Raw genomic sequence first — 24,064 nt, 5'->3', positions numbered from 1 at the left:
GGGGGGCGAGACTATGTTATTCAAATTATCACGTCATAGTATGAAAAAAATGTTAAAGGATTATATGGTTTTACTTATTGGTCTAGTCATTAGTATTAGTATTTTTCACATGTTCCAAACGATGGCGATGAATAGTGAATTTACAAAAGATAATAGTCTCATTAGTAGTATTAGGCTCGTCTTTTGGGTTGGTGCAATATTGCTTTCTTTCATTACAGTTTTTTACATCATATATGCCAATTCTTTTTTACTTACATTAAGAAGAAAAGAACTCGGTATGTACATGATGCTTGGAGCGAAAAAGAAAAAAGTAGCGCAATTATTATTTATTGAGACTTTTGGTATGGGGATTGTCAGTATTATTATCGGTATTTTAGTAGGAATAGTACTTGCTAGTGTAGCAGGAAATTTTTTAATGAATGGAATGGAAATTTCAGCAAAAGGTAATTACGCATCTGTGTACACACCAGCTATATTAATTACATCTATTTTCTTCTTAATATTATTTTTCATTACTGGTCTAATGAATAGTTTCCGATTATTACGTAAAACAGAATTAGAGTTAATACGTGAAGATGAAACGCAAGATGAGGTGAAGAAAAGTAAAACTCGCACAGTTATTATGACAGTACTAGGTGTATTGCTAGTAAGTACAGGATACTATTTTATGGTAAATATACAAATGTTTGCTGAACTAGGATTTATAATAGCGACAATCGTTACGACATTAGGAACGTATTTCATTTTCAACTCATTACTGCCACTTTTTGTAATGAAAATTAAGGGGAATAAAAAGCGAAATGAAACGGGATTAAATAGTTTTACTTATGCACAGTTACGCTTTCGAGTGACTAGTTTATCGAGAGTACTAGGCACTGTAGCGATGTTAATTGCATTAGGTGCAGGTGCGATGACAGCAGGTATGGCGTTTCAAAAGAACGTCGGTATTATGACAGACTTCTCACGTGTGTATGATGTCGTAATTCATGATCCAAATGAACAAGATAAAGCAGCATTAAAAGAAATGGAAATTGTTGAAGAAAGTAAGTATAAGTATAAAGTAGATGAAGAAGCAGTTTATTACTTACGTAACGACTTAACTGAAAAACCACCACTTATTTCAGATCATTTTGATACAAAGACTTTAAAAGAACCTGCTCGTAAACGTGTAGCTGAACCTTTAACTGAACCCGTATATTCTGCTTTGGAAGCTCCTGAAGTAGCGAATAAGCTTCCTCGTATGCCAAAAGATTGGGAAGATGCGGTTGTAAGAGAAATACAAATTACACATAATCAATTTAACGGAAAACCTGTAAGAATTGCTGATGAAGAGCATTATAAAGGAATTCAAGGAACAGAACACACTGTGACATTAGCAAAAGTAGATGATATGAAAAAATATAAACCGTTGTTGATCGAAATAGATAAGAGACAAAAAGAACAAATTGAAAAAACAACAGGTGCAAAAGTAGACTTATTTACTAAAATGACAATTTATCAGTTTATGAACAGTTTCATGAGCGGGACAATGTTTATGGGATTTTTCCTTGGAATTGCCTTTTTGGCAATGATGGCAAGTTCTCTTATGTTCAAAATATTAACGGGCGCTTCTCGTGATGTACGCCGTTATGAAATGTTACGAAAAATTGGTGTGAGACGTAGTATGCTGACAAAAAGTATATATAAAGAAATTTCATATTTATTTATCTTCCCAGCAATTATTGGAATTTCCCACGTTTTAGTAGGGCTTAACTTATTCAGCTTCATATTAGTTGACCCGTTTGTAAAAGTGTGGATGCCAATAGGAATCTTCATAGTAATTTATTTCATTTATTATTGGATTACTGTCCAACTTTATAAAGGGATGGTAATGCCGAAAGAAGAAGTAGCGAAATAGTTTAAGAAAAAAGTCCTTGTTATGAAAACAAGGGCTTTTTTCTATAGGTGTCATACATAAATATGTGTATGCGAGATGTTATAAAGTCTTTCTGAGGTTAGAATATTGAAAATTAAGAAAATATTAAGAGTTTATATAGAGGAAAGTTAAGAAGTGTATGGGACATTAATAATGTATAAAAAGATTGAGATGAAATTGGAAAGTGTAATTGCCCTACGTTCTTATTTTTTGAGGCGATTTGATGTAGTTTTATAGAATTAAATCGATATTTTTATAAATTTAGATAGAAAGGAAGCGTCTTATGAAGAAGATAAAAAAAATAATAAAACTTATTGGAGTCACTGTTATACTACTAATAATCATTGCACTAGTATTTCCTACATGGACTTCACAAATAAAAGGTAATAACAGTATAAGTACATTAGAACAAGTAGAGATAAATGGAAGTGATCATGAAATTATGATACGCGGCAAAGATAAGAGTAATCCAGTTATTATCTTTGTACATGGTGGACCTGGTTCTTCAGAAATACCGTATGCTCAAAAATATCAAGACTTATTGGAAGAGAAATTTACAGTTGTTAATTATGACCAAAGAGCAAGCGGGAAATCGTATCATTTCTTTGAAGACTATTCTAACCTTTCGTCAGATCTACTCGTGGAGGATTTATTAGCTATGACGGATTACGTTTCAAAACGTCTCGGTAAAGAAAAAGTAATATTGATTGGTCATTCTTACGGTACATATATTGGAATGCAAGCTGCCAATAAAGCTCCTGAAAAATATGAAGCGTATGTTGGTATAGGGCAGATGAGTGATACAGTAGAAAGTGAGATGAATAGTTTAAACTACGTTATTGAACAGGCACAAAATGCTGGGAATGCGGATGAGGTTTCACATTTAAAAGGGTTAACTGAACAAATTAAAAATGGCGATACATATACCCCGCGAAATTATGTTGCGAAATACGGTGGAACGTCAAGACTTATTGAAAATCCAGATGGTGATAACATAGGGATGTTATTCAGTAATGAATATAACTTGTTTGACGTAATTCGTTATAACTATGGATTATCCTATTCTCAAACAGTTTTATTAGAAAAAGATTTAAAGAATCCATTACCTACTAAAGTAACTAAGCTGAATCTACCGTTTTATTTTCTTATGGGAAAATATGATTATAATACTTCATTTCTTGCAGCAAAAAAATATTTTGATATGATTGAAGCTGATAAAAAAGAATTTATTACTTTTGAGAAATCAGCTCATTATCCGCAATTTGAAGAGAAGGAAAAGTTTTATAAATGGATGTGCGACACATTCGTCAAGTAAATCAAATGTATCCGAACTTTAGGAAATTAAAAAAATTGAGAGATTAAGTAGGTATTAGCGAGAAGTTTAAAGATTTTAGATAAATATCCACAACAAATTCGTGAAGTGAAGAAAAATGTAAAGACTCTTGTATTTATGAACAAGGGTCTTTTTTTAGCTTGTTTTTTATAAAGAAGGAAAAGATTGGATAATGGTCGAAAAATATAACAAGACTTCCGAGAAATGACCGAAATAATAATATTTTGTCGAGAGAAAGGATATTGAGTATGAAAGAAATGCTACAGTTATTTCGAAAGAAAGTGTATGCACGCTTTTTTCTAGCAAATATTTTAGAGCGACTCGGTTCTATGATTGCTGGAATTTCTTTAATGTTTTACTTGTTAGACCAATACAGTGCAGCAACAGGTATTAATCAAATGGTAAATAGTTTGTATGCTCTATTTGGTTTATTATTATTATTTGTTACGTGCCTTTATCAAGCTATATTACCTAGTGGGCAAAAGAGAGTGCAGGGTATAGCTGAAGAGATGTAATATGTCCAACTTTTTATCTCTGAATATTCTATCAAATTCTAAGGGGAATAGTTATGTTGATGCGAACTGCTAAGTGGTGTGGTATTACTTGTTTACAATTATTTGCTGCAATCTTATGTATAATCTGTCTAGGTGCGCTCCCTCGGTTATTTAAGGGATTGCAAATTGATTTAATCGGTTTTTGGAATGCAATTATATATGTTGGTGAGAAAGTACTTCACCCAACTGAAATTACATATGGTTTTCAAGCGCCGAGAAAATTATTTCCGCAAATTTGGATCCATTATATTGAAACGATGATAGTATTTCTTTCAGCTTTTTTACTTTCTTTATGTATAGCGTATGTACTTGTTGTTTTTGTACTGCAACGAACTCATATGAAACAAAGAATATGGAATGGGATTTTTCTTACCCTTGAGAGCATACCAGATATTTTACTTATTTTATTATCGCAACTTCTTGTCGTAATTATTTTTCAAAAAACAGGATTTATGCCAATCAAACTTGCTGGATTAGGGGAAGAAAGAGTACGTTTGTTACCAATTATATGTCTTACTATACCAACAACGTTATTGTTTATTAAACTTTTGTTATTAAGGTTCAGAGAAGAATTAGAGAAAGATTATAGTATGTTTGCCAAGAGTAAAGGGTTAAGCTTACGGCATATTTTGACACATCATATTTCAAGAAATGTTTTATTGACGACAATTTATTATGCGAAAACAAATATTTTATTTATGCTATCCAATTTATATATTATTGAATGGATTTTTAACACATATGGAATGTTTGTATTCGTAAAAGAACATTCAAATACAGAAATTTTCACAATAAGTTTAATTATATTATATGTACCGATCTTTATCTTATTTCGTTTATTACATACGCTTTTACAAAATGTTATAAAGGAGCGTGTATAATATGTGGCAAGTTGTTAAAAGAGATGCAAGATTTTGGTTTGGTGTAACCTTTTTAAGTGTCCTTATGATTGTTAGTATTGGGAATACGTTGTTTTTCGATGGGAATATTCGTGAACTAACGATGATGTATAACGCAAAAGGAGAATTAGAGGTTGCTCCGTTTTCACCATCGAGTAAATTTTGGTTTGGAAGTGATGCGAAAGGCCGCGATCTTTTTCAGTTGATAATAGAAGGAGCGAAATGGACAGTTGGAGCGAGTTTAATTATAGCGACTTTACGAGTTATTGTGGGAGGGGGCATAGGCTTACTTCTCGGTATGTATAGTAGGCGTTCTTTTCCAATTATTTCGTCCTTTTTTGATCCATTCAGCATTGTACCAATGGTTATGATTTCCTATTTTATATTAAAGGGAGTTTTAATGTTCGACAGTGGAGAGGCAGCAGCTCCGTTTCATTTGCGAGTTGCGTTTCAAATTATAGTTCTTGCGTGTCTTGCAGTACCAACTGTTATGTTATATGTAGCGCAAGAAGTCAAGCGTATTAAGAGCGAAGAATTTATGTTGGCGGCAACAGTTCTTGGAGGGAGTAAGTGGCAGAGACTGAAGCGTCATGTATGGCCGCATATGTTACCATCATTCCTTTTATTAGTAGCCCAGCAATTTGTAAGTACTTTATTACTCCTCTTGCATCTTGGTTTGTTAGAATTATTTTTTGGCGGAACAATAATTTTTGGTACAGAGGCAGATAGTGTAACAAAAGAGTGGACAGGTTTAATCGGACAAAATTTCCGTCACTTAACTACACATACATGGATTGTACTTATACCAGTTGCTTTTTATAGTATGACAATATTGTCGGGAAATCTGATTAGTAATAGTATGCAAGATGCGATTAAGCTAGGAAATGTTAGAAAAGCGAATCGGAAGAAGGAAGAAATGCAAGTAGAGAAACAAATACAACCTACTGTGAATGATTTTTCTTTCTATAGAGAGGTACAAAAATAAAGAAAGATAGCTGAAGACAAATTGTTTTCAGCTATCTTTCTTTTATATTTTAAAGTGGCGGTAAATCAATCTTACCTTCTTCAAATAATTCTTTTATCATATGTTTCGTATAACCGGCTGCTTGACCAAATGTGATTTTTGCTGGCATTGGTGCTTCATTTACATCTACAACTACATCAATAATGCACGGTTTATTTTGTTTTACTGCATTTTCAAAGGCAGGAAGTAAGTCATCTAAATGTTCTACTCGGTATCCAATACCACCGCACGCCTCAGCATATTTTGCAAAATCAGGGTTCGTTAAGTCTGTACCAAATTCAATATTTCCCATAACTTCTTGTTCAAATTTAATCATAGCAATTTTATTATTGTTTAATACAACGACAACAATTGGTAGTTTATATTTAACAGCTGTTACGAAGTCATTCATTGTCATTCCAAACCCGCCGTCACCACAAATTGCAAACACTTGTTTATCCGGGAAAGCAATTTGTCCAGCAAGTGCACCAGGTAAACCGCAGCCAAGTGTTGCAAGCCAACTAGAAATGATAAATTTCTGGTTTGTCATACGGAAGTGCCTCGCAGTCCATACTGTTACATTTCCGACATCGACTGAAAGAATTGCGTCATCTTCTGCTACTTTCTGCAGTGCATGCATAACTCGTTGTGGTTTAATTGGAGTAGAAGAATCTTCTTCTTGAGTGTGTAATTTTTCTTCCCACTTTTTCATCATTTCTTGATGATGCTCTAAGAAGGAATGGTCCTCGTGTTTTTCTACATTTTCAATTAACCATTTTAATGTTTTATCAGCATCACCAGCTAAGCCGATATCTGTCGTATAACGTTTCCCGATTTGTGCGGGGTCTGTATCAATATGAAGTGTTTTTGCTTTTTCGGGTAAGAAACCAGTGAACGGATAAGAAGTACCAACCATAATTAAAGTATCTGCATGCTTCATTGCTTCATAAGAAGGTTTCGTCCCGATTAATCCTAATCCACCGATACAAAGAGGGTGTTCATCAGGAACAATCCCTTTAGCGGGTAATGTAAGTACGATTGGGGCACCGATATGTTCTGCAAATGCAAGTAAAGACTCTCTCGCATGTTTCGCGCCTTTCCCGGCTAAAATAACAGGTTTTTTCGCTTCATTAAGTGCGAGTTTCGCTACAGTTAAATCTTCTTCTTGCGGAAATATTTCAGGTAATGTAAAGGAAGAGTTCGTAATACGTGCACCATTTTTCACTTCAAATTTCGGAACATCATCTGGAATGGTTAGAACCGATACACCTTTTTTCGTATATGCCATTCGAATCGCTTGATTCACTACAGCAGGTAGTTGTTCAGCTGACATTATTCGTTGGTTATAAACCGCAACGTCATCAAACATTCTTTCTAAGTTTACTTCTTGGAAAAAATCCGTCCCGATTAAATCGGTTTCTACTTGTCCTGAAATTGCTAATACAGGAGCTTGATCGAGTTTTGCATCGTATAAACCATTTAATAAATGAATAGCTCCAGGTCCTGCAATAGCCATACAAACACCAAGATTCCCTGTTAATTTCGCATATGCCGCCGCTGCTAACGCGCCAGCTTCTTCATGGCGAACTTGAATAAATTTAATTTTATCTTGTTTTTTTCTTAAAGCTTCAATTATAGAATTGATGGAATCTCCAGGCATACCATATATGTGTTCTACGCCCCAATCAATTAAAAGATCTACTAATGCTTCACCGGCTGTTTTCCCAAACATAATCGTTCCTCCTTATAATAGGTAGATACTATTATGTTTTGGAGAAAAAGGAAAAATATACAAATGATATAACTTATTTGTTTTAATGATGTCCAGTGAAAAGAGTGAAGACTATTATTAGTAAAAATCCACTTGTAGACCACGATAGAAACGGAAGGAAAGGTAGCTGTTTTTTTGCTTTCCAAAGCATTTCGTGAATTGTGACATAGCCAAGAGAACCAATTGCACTTCCCATAGTAAGTCCTTGTAAATGGAGAGCTTTCCCATCCATCATAATGCCAAAAACAGTACCGGTCCCTAGGATGAGAGAAAGTAATAAAGTTGTTAATAAAAATGAAATATATTTATGTTTTGTAAAAAGAAATGGAATAATTAAAGCTAACCCTTCTGGAATATGGTGAATGACAATCGCAAGTAAGAAAGGAATGGCAGAGTCGTTATGATTCGTAAATGCTGTACCTAAAGCAAACCCACTCGGCATATTATGAATGAATATAGCGAAAGAAAGAAAAAGGAAGGTTTGCCATGCTTGTTGATCTTTCTTATGTATAATCGGATGATGGCAATAGTTATCTAATAAACTCATAACTAATACTCCCATAGCTATCCCAAGTATAGGACCTATTATTTCATAGCTTGAAAATGTCTCAGGAATAATTTCAAGTGATAAAAGCCCAAGCAAAATCCCACCACATAATGCGTATAAGCGATGCATCTTTTCTTCAATTAGTTGGCGTGTTGCTACTCCAACAGCACCTCCTAATAGTAATCCACCGAACGAAAAAAATGTTACAATCATTGGGATCCATAATCGTTCCACTTTATCACACTCCGATTCTTTCCACTTATTTTTAGCTTACGAAAAGGAAAGTTAGATTAGTCCAAGTAATTGTGTTTGATTATAGAGAAAAAACTATCAATTCGCTATAACCTATATATTGAATTTAAATAGAAAACGAGAAATGGGGAATAAGATTGCAACCAAAATGGAGTTTATCTGAATATGAGAATCCGGAACGGTATGATGTAGACAATAAAAGTTTGTCAGATTTTCCATTTTTACTTTCTTGGGCAAGGAAACTTAATATACAAAATGAATGGATTCTAGATATTGCATGTGGAACAGGGAGAGTCACTATTCCTTTTATCGAAGAAGGATATCATATGATTGGTGTAGATATACATGAAGGTATGCTTGCTGAAGCGAAGAGTAAATCTGCGAGTTTAACGAATGTGAAATGGTTACAGCAAGACTGCTTACAATTGAATATTGAAGAAACAATTCCGTTTGCATATATGGTTGGCCATGGATTCCAGCATTTTCTTACGAATTAAAGTCTATTATTTATTAGATTTTCGCTAGTATTTTTTATGAGGGTGGATAGTGTGTAAATAATAGGGTTATTTAAGAAGTGATAGATTTGTACATATTTAATAATTATTTTTATATAATGAGCAAATAAATGAAATGAATTTTTACAACTTTTAAGGAGAGTGATGTTATGAAAGCAGAAAAAACACTTGAAACACTAGATAGGTACGCGGGGGAGTTTGATTTTCTAGTCCTTGATAACTATAATTTTGACTTAGCACAATCCAGAATATCTGTTTTTCGAGAGGAAGACAAGTGGCTCATTGTATTTGAGGTTGTGGGCGTTGATGCAAACTTTGAGATATCGAATAACTTCTATGTGTATAGTAATAGCATGAGACAGCAGGGATTCTTTTCATGTTTCGATGAAATCTTAACGCTGGTAAATGAAGAATATTGGTACGATGATGAAGATCGTTTCCTTGTAGATCCTTTTCAGATGGAGTTACTTTTGAAAGGAGAACGTATCACTTTAACACCAACTGTAGAAGAGTATAAGCGTTTAGGAATTGAAACAGATTCATTTCATCCTACCAAACTTATTCGTTTTTTAACTTCTAAATATAAGGAGAAATTCTGGGTAAATCCCTCGGGCATATTAGATGAAATCAATGCAGAATTTAAACCAAATCTATTTTATCAAACAGAAGAATGGGAACATCCTGATATAAGTGATGATCAAAAACCGAGTGAGAGCATCTTTTTTCAAAGTTTAGCTAAAGCGATTGAATTAAATAATGTGAATTTGATTACTGTAGGGAAAGTGAATAATGATTGGACCAATTGGACATGGAGTGATTTTGAAAAACAAGAAGAGGATGACCTTTAAATCAGAAACTGTTTTTCACCACCTATGATACATTGAAAAATTTGTAACAATATTTTATCGGCAAAGCCACGTATGAACTTCGCTTTCACATCTAAATCATTTGAGTTGAACAATTGTATTCACTCCAATCGTATTAGTTATTACTAATATGTGTGTCAAAATATTTTAAAAAAAGATTGATATATGTTTCTTCGCTTTATTTTTAATGTGAAAAGGAATGTAAATAAGGAATAAAAAAATAATAAAGTTAGTAGAAGTGAAGGGGGGATAGTGTTTGGTGCACGCATTAATAGATTTTATGTAACAGGGAAGAGAAGCCCTTTGTTTAAATTTCAGGGGATATAAAATGTAAAAGTTGACTGGGATTTATTTCTCATGCTAACATATAGATAATTTAATCAAGGCGGTGGAAATGTATTGGACTCAGATGTTGACTCGGATAGGTGGCTAAATGACCTCGATTTTCTCAAAGTACCTCTCATCATTTTGAGAATGTAGATTGTATTCAATCTCATGTTAAAGTGTATGAAATTGTAGGTATGGAAAGAGAAAATATATCAGGAGGTGAATCCTTTAGTTTCAAGGAAGCTAAGGGAATTAGTTGGACATATTTAATTTAATCATGGTAGCGGTTTTAATCGCATGTACTGCATTTTTCGTGGCAATTGAGTTTGCTATTGTAAAAGTAAGAGGTTCAAAGATTGATCAATTTGTATTAGAAGGAAAGAAGGGTGCGCTGGCAGCTAAGAAAGTGACATCAAACTTGGATGAATATTTGTCAGCTTGTCAATTAGGGATTACAGTTACAGCAATGGGACTTGGGGCACTAGGTGAACCAACGATTGAGAGACTTTTACACCCTTTATTTGATAAGTGGAACATCAATCCTTCCATTGCAGGTGTATTATCTTTAGGGATTGCTTTTACTATTATGACGTACTTACATGTTGTAGTTGGTGAATTAGCACCAAAAACATTGGCGATTCAAAAGGCTGAGAAGGTTACTTTATTACTTTCGGCTCCGCTTATCTGGTTCTACAAAATCATGTATCCGTTTATTCGCTTGTTAAATGGCTCTGCAAGGATGATAACAGGAATGTTCGGCTTAAAACCTGCATCAGAGCATGATGTAGCACATACAGAAGAAGAATTACGACTGATTCTTTCTGAAAGTTATGAACGTGGAGAAATTAATCAAGCTGAATACAAATATGTAAATAATATTTTTGAATTTGATAATCGTATTGCGAAAGAAATCATGGTCCCTCGTACAGAAATTATAGGGCTACATGTAGATAATTCTTTAGCAGACCATATGAAAATAATCCGTGATGAAAAGTATACACGTTACCCAGTATTTGGGGAAGATAAAGATGAAATCATTGGCATGGTGAATGTGAAAGACTTCTTTATTCGTTATATGAATAAGGAAACAAAAGAATTTAGTTCTATTCAATCGTATACGCGTCCAGTAATTGAAGTAATTGAGACCATACCAATACATAATCTTTTACTACAAATGCAAAAGAAACGTATTCCGTTGGCTGTCTTATATGATGAATACGGCGGTACGGCTGGTATTGTAACCATTGAGGATATACTGGAAGAGATTGTAGGAGAAATACGTGATGAATACGATGAAGATGAGCGTCCGCCCATTCAGCAAATGAATGAAGGACATGTTGTCGTAGAAGGTAAGGTATTAATTAGTGAATTAAATGATTTACTAGGATTACATATGAATGATAGTGATGTTGATACGATTGGTGGTTGGATTCTGATGCAGAATTATGATATAGAGGAAGGGCAAACAGTAAATAGCGAAGGATATGCATTTAAAATTCTTTCTAAAGACCCTCACCAAATCAAACGTGTTGAAATACAAAAAGAAATGATGGAAGCAGCAACTGTATAGTTGCTGCTTTTATTTAGCTGGTAATATGTTAGCATTCTTCATTAAACGAATTGATTGATCAACTCTTTAGCTGCTAACGCATTACCGAAATAGGGAATGATTGTTTCCTTTGCATTCAAGGTTCAACACTCCTTCGATATTGTAAAATATATCTCATTTATACAAATTGTAATATAATATAAAGGTAAATTCGTAGCGTAAAATAGATTAAAAGTAACAAATGTTGAGAAATGATTCCCTTGTCAAAATTAGTATTTGTATTTCACTAGATAATAAAAAATGTAGAATGATTTTATTTTTGACATTGTTATTTACTAATAATCAAAATACAAAATAAAGAAATTTCTTGGCTGGAAATTTTCACACAGTCATAAATGGAGGCAATAGTTATGCAGCAAATTAAAAAAATAGGAAACTCATTTTGGTATATGACACCTGTTTCTGAAACAGATAGACCTATATTAGGAATGGTCGTTGGAAAAGAAAAAACTTTAATGATTGATGCAGGAAATTCAGAAGAACATGCACAATTGTTTTTAGAAATGCTAAAAGAACAGAATGTATCAAATCCTGATTTCGTAGCATTAACGCATTGGCATTGGGATCATATTTTTGGATTGCCTGTATTACAAGATGCAGTATCTATTGCACATATTGAAACGAAAAAAGAGATGAACACACTTGTTTCTTACGAGTGGACGGATGAGGCATTGGACGCACGTGTAAAAGAAGGTACAGAAATTGAATTTTGTGCGGAATGTATCAAAAAAGAGTTCAGTGAAAAACCAAGAAATATTAAAATTATTCCTCCGACCTTAACGTTCCAGGATCAACTTGAATTAGACCTTGGTGATGTGACATGTGTGTTAAAGCATGTGGGCGGAGATCATTCACATGACTCTGTTGTTATGTATATTAAAGAAGAAAAGATATTGTTTTTAGGAGACTGTATATATGCAGATATTTTTTCTTCAAAGTGGAACTATACGACGAAACGAACGTTTACATTAATAGAAGAATTAGAGAAATTTGATGCTGAGACATATATTCTTTCTCATGGGGAAGCAATAGATCGAAATGAGTTTTTGCGAGAGATTTGTTTGTTAAAAACAGTAGGAAGTTATACGGAAACTCATAAAGGCGATGAAGAGAAGATAAAGGCAGCGTATAAGCAAGAGCTAGATAGAGAATTAAATGAAGATGAGCTAGAAACAATAGCGTATTTTGTAAATGGTTATGAAATGGTTAATCTGTAAAACCTAACTCTAATGAAATTAATGCTTATTCTGACCAAATGCAATTTAACTGCACAAAAAGAGTATTGAAAGTTAATTCAATACTCTTTTTAATAATTAAATAATTAGTTCCAACCAATTTCTAAATCTTTTAGATGGCTCATCATCTGGATTTATACCACGGTTGTGAAAGTTAACATAATAAACCTTTCGTTGCAATTCCTAGCCTTTAAACAAGTGTTAGTTTTCATTCCCTAAGTAGAATACGTTAATTAGCGGGGGTTTCGAGTAGAAGCTTTCTTAGCTAATTCAGTTATATAGTCGAAAAATGCATTGTGGTTTACATCATATACTACATTTACAGGTCGTCCATCAGCAGTTTTCACTGTACGCCCTTGGCTAGGACCATATGTATGAACAATACTATTAATCATTTGTGTTTTTGCGAGATCACTTTTTCCAACAAATGCAGTAGTTAATACATCCCACAAATAGTAGGTAGAGTTAGTTGAAAAATAAACGAGAGGTGGGACCATTGCATAACATTGACCAAGGAAATCGACACCAATATATTTACGGTCTTTTGCCCAGCGTTCACGTACGTCTAAAGTTAGCGGAACTTGGTTTGTACTTTCTAGTGTTACTAAATCAATTTTTATATTAGTATCCCATACATGAGCGACTGCTTCGGGATCCCAAAACGAATTCCACTCGGCTGTTCCATCATGCCCAGGTTCATGTACGTTGCCCGCAGTACGAAATGTACCGCCGATCCAAACGAGGCTTTCAATTTTTTCTTTGATTACAGGCGCTTCATATAGTGCACGGGCAAGATCGGTAAGAGGACCTGTAAATAATAAAGTTGTTTTCTCCTCAGTTTGTAGAAGAGTTTCTATTAAATGGTGATGCGCAGGTTTGGTCGCTACGGGTGTCACAACTTTCCCAGACTCATTTAAAATTGGTAAAGCATCTACATAAAATGCATGCATCCGCCAGTCTTTTGGAAATGGATTTTTCCCACGAGAGTTTGACGCTGCTACTTCAATATTACTTTTGCCGAAGCGATCGATAATTTTACGACTTGCAGATATCGCTGGTTCTAAATAGCAATCTGCTGGGATAATAGAAACACCTGTGAGGTCAATATTGTCCATCTGAAGTAATAGGAACAATGAAATTAAATCATCTACACCACCATCATGATTGAAGTACACTTTTTTCATCATTGTAATCTCCATCCTATAATATTTAGTCAGGAATTAGATAAGAATTTGGGGAAAATCATCAATAATTTCTACCACTTCAATTCTCCCATTAATTAATAGCTCAGGAAGTTCATTTCTAACGTTTCCTTTCCAATACTCTCTAGCCTGTTCAATTTTTTGAGCGAAAGGAATACCATCTTCTTTCGGTAAAAGATTTCCGTCACCTTCAAAATAACTACCGATCACTCGTAGTTTAACAATCTGCAAAACTTCTCGATTGTAAGAATCAAATAGCGCTTTCCATTTCAAAGCATCTTCATAGCTTTTGGAAGCATATAAGCAAGACAACCTTGAAGGATATTCAGGAAATTCTTGCAGTCTAACCATTTCTACAATAGTTTCTCTAACCGCTCTAATTGTTTGATCTATATAATTCATAACTACTCTAGCATTTTCATTATTTATATGTAATTCTTCATTTGTATAATGATTTTTTAAAATTTGAATAGAATCTTCACTGTTAGAATTTAATTGTTCTCTTTCAAAAAAGAAGTGATATAAGGTATTAGTTTGATTTTTGTCAAAGTGTATTGTTTGTCCAAGTTTCATTTTATTTTTTGTAACGATGTGATATGAGTAAAATTCAGATTCATTCATGTTAAACCTCCTATGGTAAGTGTCATAAATTTAGTAATTCAACATTTAAATATATAAAACCTCTACAAATAGAAAGTTATAAAGTAAGTTAAGTAGATTTGAGTGAAAAGTAGGGGAGGTATTTGAAACTGTTTCAAAAAACGTTCACAAATTGTTCACTTACGAAGAGGTTTCCACTATAGAAAAAGAGAAGGCATTGGTACAGAATTACTTTCTATAATTACAAATGATCAAATTGAACGTGGTACAAAAGAGCAATGGGTTTCAGTTGCAAAAGATAATGATATGGGAATTCCATTTTATGAATCAGTTGGATTTAAATACCAAGATGAAAGACCAGCTTATGGGCTACCTGTAAGCGAAGGTTTCACATCTATTCGATACAAACGTGAGCTAGCAATTAGCTTAGTTGAAAGATAAATAAAAAAGACCTCGTCCGAATTATATTTAGGTTATAGTTGTTGAAGTCAATAAAAGTAAAGGCAAGGACCTATTTGATATGTACAATATGTTTTTGCCTTTATATTATAGTTAGTTTTGAAAAAAGTTTGACAAAAAGGTCTATTTGGTAGGGTAAGTACTTATGCATAAAATAACACTAATTTTTTGTACACTGTGCTATAAACTCTCGCGAGAGTTGGAAAACCGGTTGATTCGCGAATCAACCGGTTTTCCAACCTGATGACTATTATGAGTGCAGTAACATAACTAGGAGGTTTCCGCTATGACAGCTTTATTTAAAGCTATGGAGTTCCAGCTGAAAACCGAACGACTTGACCTGAGTATGTGGGAGGAATCTGATTCAGCTTGGATGAGAAAATTAATTGGCGAACGTGGTGTGGATATGCCAACCCTTGACGCCGTTCGTAGCAAGCTTATCGAGATGCGCAAGAGAGCAGTCGAAAATGGCATTTCCCTTCTCACCATTCGCCGACGAGACGAAGGTGATTTCATCGGATACTGTGGCTTGATTATCGGTCGTTCCACACTGGAAGAGCCGGAGATCGCATACGAGTTGTTCCGCAGTGCTCATCGTAAAGGCTATGCGACTGAGGCAGCATCCGTTGTGCTAGACGCTGCGATTGCTACCGGGCGCCACAGACTTTGGTCGACTGTAGGTGCTTGGAATGTTGCGTCTTTCCGGGTGTTAGAAAAGATAGGATTTGAGCGGCATCACAGTACGTGGGACGAGCGCGGTGAGATTGTTTGGAATGTACGCGATCTTTAGAAATCCCGACCTAAATCGAAACTATTGAAAAGGAGAAGAGGTCATTAGTTTGGGCGAGAATCCAGATAAAGATAAAAGAACTGATTTATAATCCAAATAGCTTCCGTATCATCTAAAATATCCTTATTGTTCTCACTACCATATGCTCGTCCCCATAGGGGGATAAGCATAGTACCTTGAACTGATTGTAAATCTATTTCTTTAACCATGGAGCATCCTCCGTTTAATAATAAAAATATTTTTTATATATGATTAGTGGTTATTTAGCATTTTTGATAGCATTTTATTTGTTTTATACAGTCCGTAAGTTAAATCATATAGATCTTCTTCAGAAAGTTTTTCAAGGTTATCTGTGAAATTATTATATATTTGTTTCCACTTTTCATAGTGCACCTTTTCAGCCTTTTCTGTTAGGGAAATTAAAACGGCTCGTTTATCTACTGTATCTTGTTTTTTTACAATGTATCCGTTTTTCTCTAAATTACGAACGGTTACACTTAATTGTTGTTTAGGTATGTTTAAATAACTAGCAATCATTTTTAAATTTACAGCGACTTTTTGCTGGGCGATATACTCCACTACGTGTTGCTCTAAATGTGTAAATTCAGGAGATTTCTCTGATAGTAATTTGAAAGTACCTGACATATTTAATAATAAATTCATGTATTCATTTAATAATTCTTTATGGGACATTGTTTTCGCTTCCTTTTTGGATTTAGTCACTATTTTATTGCTATTTTAGCTATAAATCAAATGATTTTATTTATTATAGTAAATTAATGTTTACTAATTTGTTGTTTTAGTAATTGTGTGGACTAAAGAAGGGAAGGATGAGAAGTGATTTTAGGAAAGGCGAATAGGGCCAAAAATAAAATATTACTAAATATACATAACTAATGAATGCAATGTCTTTTTCAGATATTATGCTGTAAATAATTTTATGGTAAAATCTTTTACATAAGTAAATAAAGGGGCAGTATTCAATGGGTAATTTCTCAAATAGTTTATTGGTGTTGTTTGTTCTTATCGTATGTAGCTGTATAATTTTTGGTTGATAATATAATGATAGATTTATATAAAAGAAGTTATCTCAGGTGAGATAATTTCTTTTTATTTTGAGAAGGGATTCTATTTTTCTTATTGAAGTTTGTTCTAGTTAATTTGATGACAGCTTGAAATTTTTAATAAAATAATTTAATAGGGAATACAAGTAAATAGGGAGGAGTTTATGAAAATTAAAATAAGCTACACAATTGAACATCCAACAGATTTCAATGAATTATTAGCTTTATACGAATCTTTAGGATGGAATTCTCTGAAATTAACGGTTAATGAATTGGAACAAATGTGTAAACAAAGTTGGTATGCAATTTATGCTTTTAAAGAGCAACAATTAATTGGGATGGGACGAGTAATATCAGATGGTGTAATAACGGGCATTATTTGTGGTGTATGTGTATTGCCAAAGTATCAGTCCGTTGGCATTGGAAAAGAAATAGTGAAACGATTAATCCAGCACTGTGAACAAAACAAGGTCATTCCCCAACTTATGTGTGTAGAAAATTTGCAATCTTACTATGAATCTATAGGGTTTGAGGCATTCTCTATTGGGATGACAAAACATATTATAAGATAGCGGGTCCGTGTATATTTTCGGTGTACTCGTACATATTTTCAAACTTCATTATAAAGGAGAATTGCTGTATGGAGATTGCTAAAGGAGTAGAAATGCTACACCTTGAATTTCAAGAATTTATTATTCATCCAATTCTTTTATGGGATGATGAAATGGCAATATTAATAGATACTGGCTTCCCTGGACAAATTGAAGATATACAAGTAGAGATGGAGAGAGTTGGGGTATCTTTTGATAAGTTAAAAGTCGTCATTTTGACACATCAGGATATAGATCATATAGGGAGTCTTCCTGAATTATTGAAGAACGGTGTAAGTAATATTAAAATTTATGCACACGAGTTAGATAAACCTTATATTGAAGGGGATTTACCATTATTGAAAGGTGCACATTTAGAGAACCTACCAAAAGGAAAAGTAAGTGAGATTGTGATTGATGGGCAAGAACTTCCATATTGCGGTGGTATTATTATTCTCCATACCCCAGGGCACACTCCCGGTCATATTAGTTTATATTTGAAACAAAGTAAAACTCTTATCGCTGGGGATTCCATGTACAGTGTGAATGGAATGTTAGGAGGAGTTCACGCCCCAACTACTCTGGATATTAAGGAAGCTCAACAGTCTTTGATGAAGTATTTAAATTTAGAAATTGAATCCGTAGTTTGTTATCATGGGGGATTAAGTAAGGGGAATATACATGCACAAATTCAAAAATTGTAGAAGGTGAAGATCAGACTTCTTTGTTAAATAATGCTAAAGTATAATTTAATTATTAGTATATAAATAATAAAAGAGCATGTTTGAAGGGATTTCTCCAAACATGCTCTTTTATTTTGGAAAATGTATTACATATTAATGACTTAACCCATTCCAATAAAACGAAACGATTTGTTTTGCTAATTCATCTATATTTGCAAGAGTAGGATTGTGATTCTCATCTTTAAAATTCCCGATTGATAATAAAGCTACGAACGCATGGGCAGCAAATTTAGGATCTCCTTTAGGTATTTCTCCAAGGGCCACCGCATTGTCAAGTGCTTTTTCCAATACTTCATACATGTTATCTTCGGCATTTTTTAATTCCTTTAATTGCTCTTCAGATAAAGAGAGTTTTGCATCTTTCATAAAATTATTCATATCAATATCCATCGTTGCGTGTAAGTATACTGTAGCAAAGTCCAATAATCTTTCTTCCAAAGTCTTATTTGTAGAGAGGATTTGATCCATATTTTCTTTTATTCGTACCATCATTTGAATCATAGTAGCGGTAAATAAATCCGCTTTTGTTGAATAGTAATAGTAGACGGTTGCTTTTGTAACACCACATTCTTTCGCGACCTCATCCATTGAAACAACTTGATAATTTTGGGTGAGAAATAACCTAGTTGCAACTTCTAAAATGATTTCTTTTGTAGACTTTGTATTTTTATTTTGGCGAGGCCTTCCGAGAGGACGTTGTTTTTGATCCAAATACATTCGCTCCTGACATTTATTATTGAGATAATTATAACATAATTTTTTAATCATTCTTGATTAATTAACCTCCCAGTATATATAATTAATATTGGAGGGAAAAAGGAAGGTGGGTTTTTATGAAAAAGCACCCGTTAAATATGTTAGGGAAGCTTGTAGCAGGGAAGAATACGCAATGGATAACTTTATCGATTTGGATTCTTATTACATTAGTACTTTCATTTACGTTGCCACAAGTAAACAGTATGAAAGAACCGAATCCGAAAAATTTACCTGAAACAGCTATGTCACAGCAAGCTGAAGCACTTATGAAAAAAGAATTTCCTAATAATGCAGGAAATCCGTTGTTAGTAGTATGGCATCGAGAGGGTGGATTACAGTCAAAGGATTATAAACTCATACAAGACGTTTATAAAGAATTAAAGGACAGTCCTTTAAAAGAACAATCAACATTACCACCATTTGATACAATTCCAGAGCAAGTATTATCAAAAAGTGCATCAAAAGATGGGACATCATTTGTTACACCAGTATTTTTTAATAAATCAGCTGGAACGGATATATTAAAAGGGAATCTTGAAGATTTAAGAAAAATAGTGAATAGTAAGGTGGATGTAGATCCATTCAAACAAAAAATTACCGACTCTGGTTTACATGTTCGATTATCTGGACCTGTAGGTATTCAAACGGATGCAGTAAGTTTATTTAGTCAAGCTGATGTGAAATTATTAGTTGCTACTGTATTACTTGTATTGGTTTTATTAATTTTATTGTATCGCTCTCCAATTTTAGCAATTTTACCTTTACTTGTTGTTGGCTTTGCATATGGAATTATCAGTCCGACACTGGGCTTTTTAGCAGACAATGGATGGATTAAAGTAGATGCACAGGCTATATCGATTATGACTGTCTTACTGTTTGGAGCGGGAACGGATTACTGTCTATTTTTAATTTCAAGATATAGGGAGTATCTGTTAGAAGAAGAAAGTAAATATAAAGCACTGCAACTTGCGATAAAAGCATCAGGCGGAGCAATTATAATGAGTGCACTAACTGTAGTATTAGGATTAGGAACATTATTACTTGCACATTATGGAGCGTTTCATCGATTTGCAGTACCATTTAGTGTTGCTGTTTTCATAATGGGAATCGCTGCATTAACAATTCTTCCGGCATTTTTATTGATTTTTGGTAGAGTTGCATTCTTCCCATTCATACCGAGAACAACTGCAATGAATGAAGAGTTTGCGAAAAAGAAAGTTTTAAAAGTAAAAACTACAAAGGGGGCCTTTAGTAAAAAGCTTGGTGATATTGTTGTACGTAAACCGTGGACAATTATTATGCTAACTGTATTTTTATTAGGAGGATTGGCTTCATTTGTACCACGTATTCAATACACGTACGATTTATTAGAATCATTTCCGAAAGATATGCCATCACGTGAAGGATTTACATTAATCACGGATCATTTTTCAGCTGGAGAATTAGCACCAGTAAAGATAGTAGTTGATTCAAAGGGAAAAGATTTACCTATTAAACAAGAAATAGAGAAATTATCTTTTGTTAATAAAGTGAAAGAACCAATGAAGGGAAAAGAAAATAATCAATTACAAATGTATGAAGTCTCTTTAGCGGAAAATCCATACTCAATTGAAGCATTAGATCAAATCCCTAAATTGAAAAATAGTGTAGAAAAGGTATTAAAAGATGAAGGAATCAGTAAAGCTGAGAATCATTTATGGATTGGCGGAGAAACAGCTTCCTTATATGATACAAAGCAAATTACTGAACGTGATGAAGCGGTTATTATTCCGGTTATGATTAGTATCATCGCTTTACTTTTACTCGTGTATTTACGTTCAATCGTTGCGATGATTTACTTAATTGTAACTGTCGTTTTATCATTCTTCTCTGCATTAGGAGCAGGCTGGGTCTTACTGCATTTCGGTATGGGGGCTCCCGCAATACAAGGTGCGATACCGTTATATGCATTCGTATTTTTAGTTGCCTTAGGAGAAGATTATAATATCTTTATGGTTTCTGAAATATGGAAAAATAGAAAGAAACAAAATCATGTAGATGCAGTAAAATCTGGTGTTATACAAACAGGAAGTGTAATTACATCAGCTGGTTTAATTTTAGCAGGAACTTTTGCAGTGTTAGGTACGTTACCAATTCAAGTTCTTGTTCAATTCGGTGTTGTAACCGCAATTGGAGTTTTACTTGATACATTTATTGTAAGACCATTACTAGTACCAGCAATTACAGTTGTATTAGGACGCTTCGCTTTTTGGCCAGGAAAGCTTTGGAAAGAAGAAAAGCAATTACAAAAAGAAGATACTTTATAAAAGAAGGTTGCCGATAAAGTCAGTAAAACTGATTTTTAGGCAACCTTCTTTTTTGTTTCTCTGATAAAGAATGACCATTTTGAATATGCAACGAAAAATAAAGAGGAAATGTAACATGAGGTTTTAAGTGCATCAAAATTTTTCTTATCAGACATAACAATTAACAATAAATTCCAATTGAGTGAGGGATTTCTAAAATCATGTATTGTTATAGGATGATAAAAATGTGGGACACAATTGTTTCTTATGTACCTGAGTGGAAAGTTTTTATACAAGCTTTCATCGTACTTTTTATTCCATATATAATTTCAAGATTCTTTAGTTGGATTCGCGCACTAGAAAAAGAATAATATAACGAACAATACGGGGGACTTAAGTGAGAATAAATATTGACATGTTAAGAAGATTAGTATAGGAAGTTTTTTGAGAAAGAGTGATGAAGGTGAAAGCGCAGGATTCAATAGTTAATCAAAGCCAAGAACAAGGAAATACATATGAGAATAACGCGACAAAGGTTTCTGAAGATTATTTTACAGGAGATTTCAACTTAGATTTAGAGGTCATAAAAAAACAAGCTCTTGATAATTCGGACGTTTATTGTCGAGAGTTTAATATCGGCGGGACTAGCATTCGGGCAGTTCTTGTCTTTGTTGAAGGGCTGTCAAATAAAGATCTTATTGATACGCACATTTTGAAATCATGGAAAGTAAAATTACGCCCCATGTTAAAGGGGATAAAATCTCTTTCGATGTCAATGTGCAGTCTGTGGGACGGTTATCCGAAAACTGGTCTGAGTCAGAGGAAGCATTTAAAAATACATTTCTCAAAAGAGCGGAGCAATCTGCTCAGCAAGAAGTTAGGCAGTTAGTGAAGCATACATTACACAAAATTCAAAAGGAATATAAAACTGATGTTGCTGGCTTTAATACTAGTTTGAAAATCAAGTATCCAAAAGTATGGAAGAAAGTTGAAAAAATTGGGATGAAGTGTTTAGTAAGACACCTATCAAATATAATGTTAAGCTAACCATTGAAGACTATGGTTAGCTTAACGAATGAACAAAATGAAATATACAAAAGCTCTGAAGTATGAATTGTTTCTTGAATATGCTCCAGAGCTTTTTATTGTGCAGATTTATTGTGTTTTGTAAATGAATAAAAATATTCCGTTTTAATATAGCAGATATTGAGGCGAAGAAAAATAAAGACGGGATTCCTTATTGGAAATACGAAGATGACCAAACAAAATTATGGAATATACGACTATGGAACTGGAAAATAATAGCTTAAGTCTAAATGTTATTGTTTAAATTCATATTTTATAATTTCCACTTATAAAAATGAGCCTATAGTAAAAATAACATAAAAATAGGCATATGAACAAGGTGCATCATCTAGTGATAGGTCATATTTTGTTGGTGTACGTATTGAACTTAGTTTATGGCGCTATTTCTACTTAGATTTAACGAACAGAAATATAGGAAAGTATCGATGGGGTTTTAGTTTATAAACGGAGGTCATGAAAATGAATAATTTTCAAGAAGAACTACAAGCGTTAAGCCTTAATGGTTATCAATCTGGAAATGTTGTGTATTGGGACCAGCAAAACCAATATCCATATTACTATATTGAAGGTGATGCTCGTCGCTGTGGCGGTTGTGGTGGTCGCTGTGGCGGTTGTGGTGGTCGCTGTGGCGGTTGTGGTGGTCGTTGTGGCGGTTGTGGTGGTGGTCGTTGTGGTGGATTCCGTTGTTTTGGTTGCTTCGGTTGCTTTAGTTGTGGTGGTTGTGGCGGTTGCGGTGGTTGCTCTAATTGTTTTAATGGTTTTAATGGTACTACTGATACTACTGGTACTATTGTAACATTTGGATAAAGTTTAATCAGAAATGCTTTACAACCCCTTATTTGATAAGAGACAAAAGGAATCCATTTTGAAAAAAGGTTGATCAAAACGGATTCCTACTTCGTGAAGTATTATACAATTTTTGTAAAAAGCACTAACAAGTTTGCAAACGAACTTGCTAACACCTATGCGAAATAGACATAAAATATCGTTGATATGTCATTTGATAAAATGATAATAATTAAACACTTATAATGAATAATAGGTTAATATAAAAAAAGAAATGAAAAATTCTCTATTTTATAATTATTTACGAGTGCTGGTAAATACAATCACTAAAAATAGGAGTGATAAAATGACAATATTACCCATAAGAAAAGATGAAGCCATAATTATTAATATGGCAAAACTATATTGTAAAGTATTTAATAAAACAAATTTTGATGAAATGGTAGAACGAATTACAAGACATATGGGATATACAGATTTTAAAGGAGCAGTAGCAATAAATGATGAAAATGAAGTAGTTGGTTTTACTTATGGTTATCGTTCTTTGGAAGGACAGTACTATAATCAATTAATGAGAGAAGCATTAAATTCGGAACAAGTAGACCGATGGCTACAAGATTGTTTTGAATTTGTAGAGTTAGCAATTCACCCAGAATATCGAAATGAGGGGCTTGGGACGAAATTACATAATGGATTATTAGAAGGGATTCCAAATAAAACGAGCGTTTTAACAACACAAATAAACAATGAAAAGGCACGTTCTTTATATGCAAAATTAGGTTGGGTGAATGTATTGGAACCCTTTCATCCAAGTAAAGATGATGTTCCATATGTAATAATGGGGAAATTTATAAAAACGAAAGTAAATTAGTAACTA

The 24,064-nt window shown here is 33.6% G+C and carries 19 protein-coding genes and 7 pseudogenes; 18 read left to right on the top strand and 8 right to left on the bottom strand.

Annotation, left to right across the window (positions count from 1 at the left end; translation table 11 throughout):
• Window positions 1-13: 13 nt before the first annotated feature.
• From ACFWDE_RS07025 to ACFWDE_RS07005, 5 genes and pseudogenes are all read left to right on the top strand, one after another.
• The gene (locus ACFWDE_RS07025; RefSeq protein WP_377891042.1) at window positions 14-1,897 is read left to right on the top strand and encodes an ABC transporter permease; all 1,884 of its coding nucleotides are present in this window, start codon (window positions 14-16) and stop codon (window positions 1,895-1,897) included.
• A gap of 301 nt (window positions 1,898-2,198) precedes the next feature.
• Window positions 2,199-3,230, top strand: a complete 1,032-nt coding sequence (locus tag ACFWDE_RS07020) for an alpha/beta hydrolase (RefSeq protein ID WP_377891040.1) — start codon at window positions 2,199-2,201, stop codon at window positions 3,228-3,230.
• A 266-nt stretch (window positions 3,231-3,496) separates the two neighbouring features.
• A pseudogene (locus tag ACFWDE_RS07015) lies at window positions 3,497-3,626 on the top strand (MFS transporter); the annotation flags it as partial.
• Between the two features lie 190 nt (window positions 3,627-3,816).
• The gene (locus ACFWDE_RS07010; protein WP_377891038.1) at window positions 3,817-4,683 is read left to right on the top strand and encodes an ABC transporter permease subunit; all 867 of its coding nucleotides are present in this window, start codon (window positions 3,817-3,819) and stop codon (window positions 4,681-4,683) included.
• Window position 4,684: 1 nt separating this feature from the next.
• On the top strand, window positions 4,685-5,686 hold the full coding sequence (locus tag ACFWDE_RS07005; protein WP_377891035.1) for an ABC transporter permease subunit: 1,002 nt from the start codon (window positions 4,685-4,687) through the stop codon (window positions 5,684-5,686).
• Between the two features lie 49 nt (window positions 5,687-5,735).
• Here ACFWDE_RS07005 and ACFWDE_RS07000 read toward each other — a convergent pair whose 3' ends face one another.
• Window positions 5,736-7,436 (bottom strand): pyruvate oxidase, encoded by a 1,701-nt coding sequence (locus tag ACFWDE_RS07000; protein ID WP_377891033.1) that lies wholly within the window; start codon window positions 7,434-7,436, stop codon window positions 5,736-5,738.
• Window positions 7,437-7,518: 82 nt separating this feature from the next.
• On the bottom strand, window positions 7,519-8,256 hold the full coding sequence (locus ACFWDE_RS06995; RefSeq protein WP_377891030.1) for a ZIP family metal transporter: 738 nt from the start codon (window positions 8,254-8,256) through the stop codon (window positions 7,519-7,521).
• A gap of 155 nt (window positions 8,257-8,411) precedes the next feature.
• Here ACFWDE_RS06995 and ACFWDE_RS06990 point away from each other — a divergent pair.
• Window positions 8,412-8,768, top strand: a pseudogene (locus tag ACFWDE_RS06990) (class I SAM-dependent methyltransferase); the annotation flags it as partial.
• Window positions 8,769-8,938: 170 nt separating this feature from the next.
• Window positions 8,939-9,637, top strand: coding sequence for a DUF7003 family protein (locus tag ACFWDE_RS06985; protein ID WP_377891028.1), 699 nt, complete (start codon window positions 8,939-8,941; stop codon window positions 9,635-9,637).
• Between the two features lie 11 nt (window positions 9,638-9,648).
• Here the strand turns inward: ACFWDE_RS06985 and ACFWDE_RS06980 are convergent.
• Window positions 9,649-9,750 (bottom strand): annotated as a pseudogene (locus ACFWDE_RS06980) (ArsR/SmtB family transcription factor); the annotation flags it as partial.
• 488 nt (window positions 9,751-10,238) lie between these two features.
• Between ACFWDE_RS06980 and ACFWDE_RS06975 the strand changes: the two are divergent.
• Window positions 10,239-11,552: a hemolysin family protein gene (locus ACFWDE_RS06975; protein ID WP_377891025.1), complete on the top strand. Its 1,314-nt coding sequence runs from the start codon at window positions 10,239-10,241 to the stop codon at window positions 11,550-11,552.
• A gap of 389 nt (window positions 11,553-11,941) precedes the next feature.
• Entirely contained in the window at window positions 11,942-12,808 is an 867-nt protein-coding gene (locus tag ACFWDE_RS06970; RefSeq protein WP_033706758.1) for an MBL fold metallo-hydrolase, read from the top strand.
• A 251-nt stretch (window positions 12,809-13,059) separates the two neighbouring features.
• On the opposite strand, the gene ACFWDE_RS06965 is transcribed toward ACFWDE_RS06970, so the two are convergent.
• Both ACFWDE_RS06965 and ACFWDE_RS06960 read right to left on the bottom strand, forming a co-directional pair.
• On the bottom strand, window positions 13,060-14,013 hold the full coding sequence (locus tag ACFWDE_RS06965; RefSeq protein WP_377891022.1) for a nucleoside hydrolase: 954 nt from the start codon (window positions 14,011-14,013) through the stop codon (window positions 13,060-13,062).
• A 33-nt stretch (window positions 14,014-14,046) separates the two neighbouring features.
• Window positions 14,047-14,649, bottom strand: coding sequence for a DUF2441 domain-containing protein (locus ACFWDE_RS06960; protein WP_377891020.1), 603 nt, complete (start codon window positions 14,647-14,649; stop codon window positions 14,047-14,049).
• Between the two features lie 180 nt (window positions 14,650-14,829).
• Here ACFWDE_RS06960 and ACFWDE_RS06955 point away from each other — a divergent pair.
• Window positions 14,830-15,069: pseudogene (locus ACFWDE_RS06955) on the top strand (GNAT family N-acetyltransferase); the annotation flags it as partial.
• A gap of 304 nt (window positions 15,070-15,373) precedes the next feature.
• Window positions 15,374-15,877 (top strand): GNAT family N-acetyltransferase, encoded by a 504-nt coding sequence (locus ACFWDE_RS06950; protein ID WP_377891017.1) that lies wholly within the window; start codon window positions 15,374-15,376, stop codon window positions 15,875-15,877.
• A gap of 80 nt (window positions 15,878-15,957) precedes the next feature.
• On the opposite strand, the pseudogene ACFWDE_RS06945 reads toward ACFWDE_RS06950, so the two are convergent.
• Window positions 15,958-16,086 (bottom strand): annotated as a pseudogene (locus tag ACFWDE_RS06945) (class I SAM-dependent methyltransferase); the annotation flags it as partial.
• A 43-nt stretch (window positions 16,087-16,129) separates the two neighbouring features.
• The gene (locus ACFWDE_RS06940) at window positions 16,130-16,570 is read right to left on the bottom strand and encodes a MarR family winged helix-turn-helix transcriptional regulator (RefSeq protein ID WP_377891014.1); all 441 of its coding nucleotides are present in this window, start codon (window positions 16,568-16,570) and stop codon (window positions 16,130-16,132) included.
• Window positions 16,571-17,105: 535 nt separating this feature from the next.
• Here ACFWDE_RS06940 and ACFWDE_RS06935 point away from each other — a divergent pair.
• A complete protein-coding gene (locus ACFWDE_RS06935; RefSeq protein WP_002148047.1) occupies window positions 17,106-17,513 on the top strand; it encodes a GNAT family N-acetyltransferase in 408 nt (135 codons plus the stop codon).
• Window positions 17,514-17,581: 68 nt separating this feature from the next.
• Window positions 17,582-18,235: an MBL fold metallo-hydrolase gene (locus ACFWDE_RS06930; RefSeq protein WP_377891011.1), complete on the top strand. Its 654-nt coding sequence runs from the start codon at window positions 17,582-17,584 to the stop codon at window positions 18,233-18,235.
• Window positions 18,236-18,367: 132 nt separating this feature from the next.
• Here the strand turns inward: ACFWDE_RS06930 and ACFWDE_RS06925 are convergent, their stop codons facing one another.
• A complete protein-coding gene (locus ACFWDE_RS06925) occupies window positions 18,368-18,985 on the bottom strand; it encodes a TetR/AcrR family transcriptional regulator (protein ID WP_377891009.1) in 618 nt (205 codons plus the stop codon).
• Window positions 18,986-19,107: 122 nt separating this feature from the next.
• On the opposite strand from ACFWDE_RS06925, the gene ACFWDE_RS06920 reads away from it, so the two are divergent.
• The 5 genes and pseudogenes from ACFWDE_RS06920 (at window position 19,108) to ACFWDE_RS06900 (ending at window position 24,058) form a co-directional block, all read left to right on the top strand.
• Window positions 19,108-21,336 carry an MMPL family transporter gene (locus ACFWDE_RS06920; RefSeq protein WP_377891007.1) on the top strand — a complete coding sequence of 743 codons (2,229 nt, stop codon included), beginning with the start codon at window positions 19,108-19,110 and terminating at the stop codon, window positions 21,334-21,336.
• Between the two features lie 436 nt (window positions 21,337-21,772).
• Window positions 21,773-22,036, top strand: a pseudogene (locus tag ACFWDE_RS06915) (hypothetical protein); the annotation flags it as partial.
• Window positions 22,036-22,382, top strand: a pseudogene (locus ACFWDE_RS06910) (Ger(x)C family spore germination C-terminal domain-containing protein); the annotation flags it as partial. The pseudogenes ACFWDE_RS06915 and ACFWDE_RS06910, both read left to right, overlap by 1 nt.
• 478 nt (window positions 22,383-22,860) lie before the next feature.
• Complete coding sequence (locus ACFWDE_RS06905) at window positions 22,861-23,208, top strand: heterocycloanthracin/sonorensin family bacteriocin (protein WP_377891005.1); 348 nt, start codon at window positions 22,861-22,863, stop codon at window positions 23,206-23,208.
• 325 nt (window positions 23,209-23,533) lie between these two features.
• The gene (locus ACFWDE_RS06900) at window positions 23,534-24,058 is read left to right on the top strand and encodes a GNAT family N-acetyltransferase (protein WP_377891003.1); all 525 of its coding nucleotides are present in this window, start codon (window positions 23,534-23,536) and stop codon (window positions 24,056-24,058) included.
• Window positions 24,059-24,064: the final 6 nt, after the last annotated feature.

Source organism: Bacillus sp. NPDC060175, from assembly GCF_042728695.1.
Classification (GTDB): Bacteria; Bacillota; Bacilli; order Bacillales; family Bacillaceae_G; genus Bacillus_A.
The sequence above is the reverse complement of the archived record's forward strand: the minus strand, read 5'-3'. Positions and strand labels throughout refer to the sequence as shown.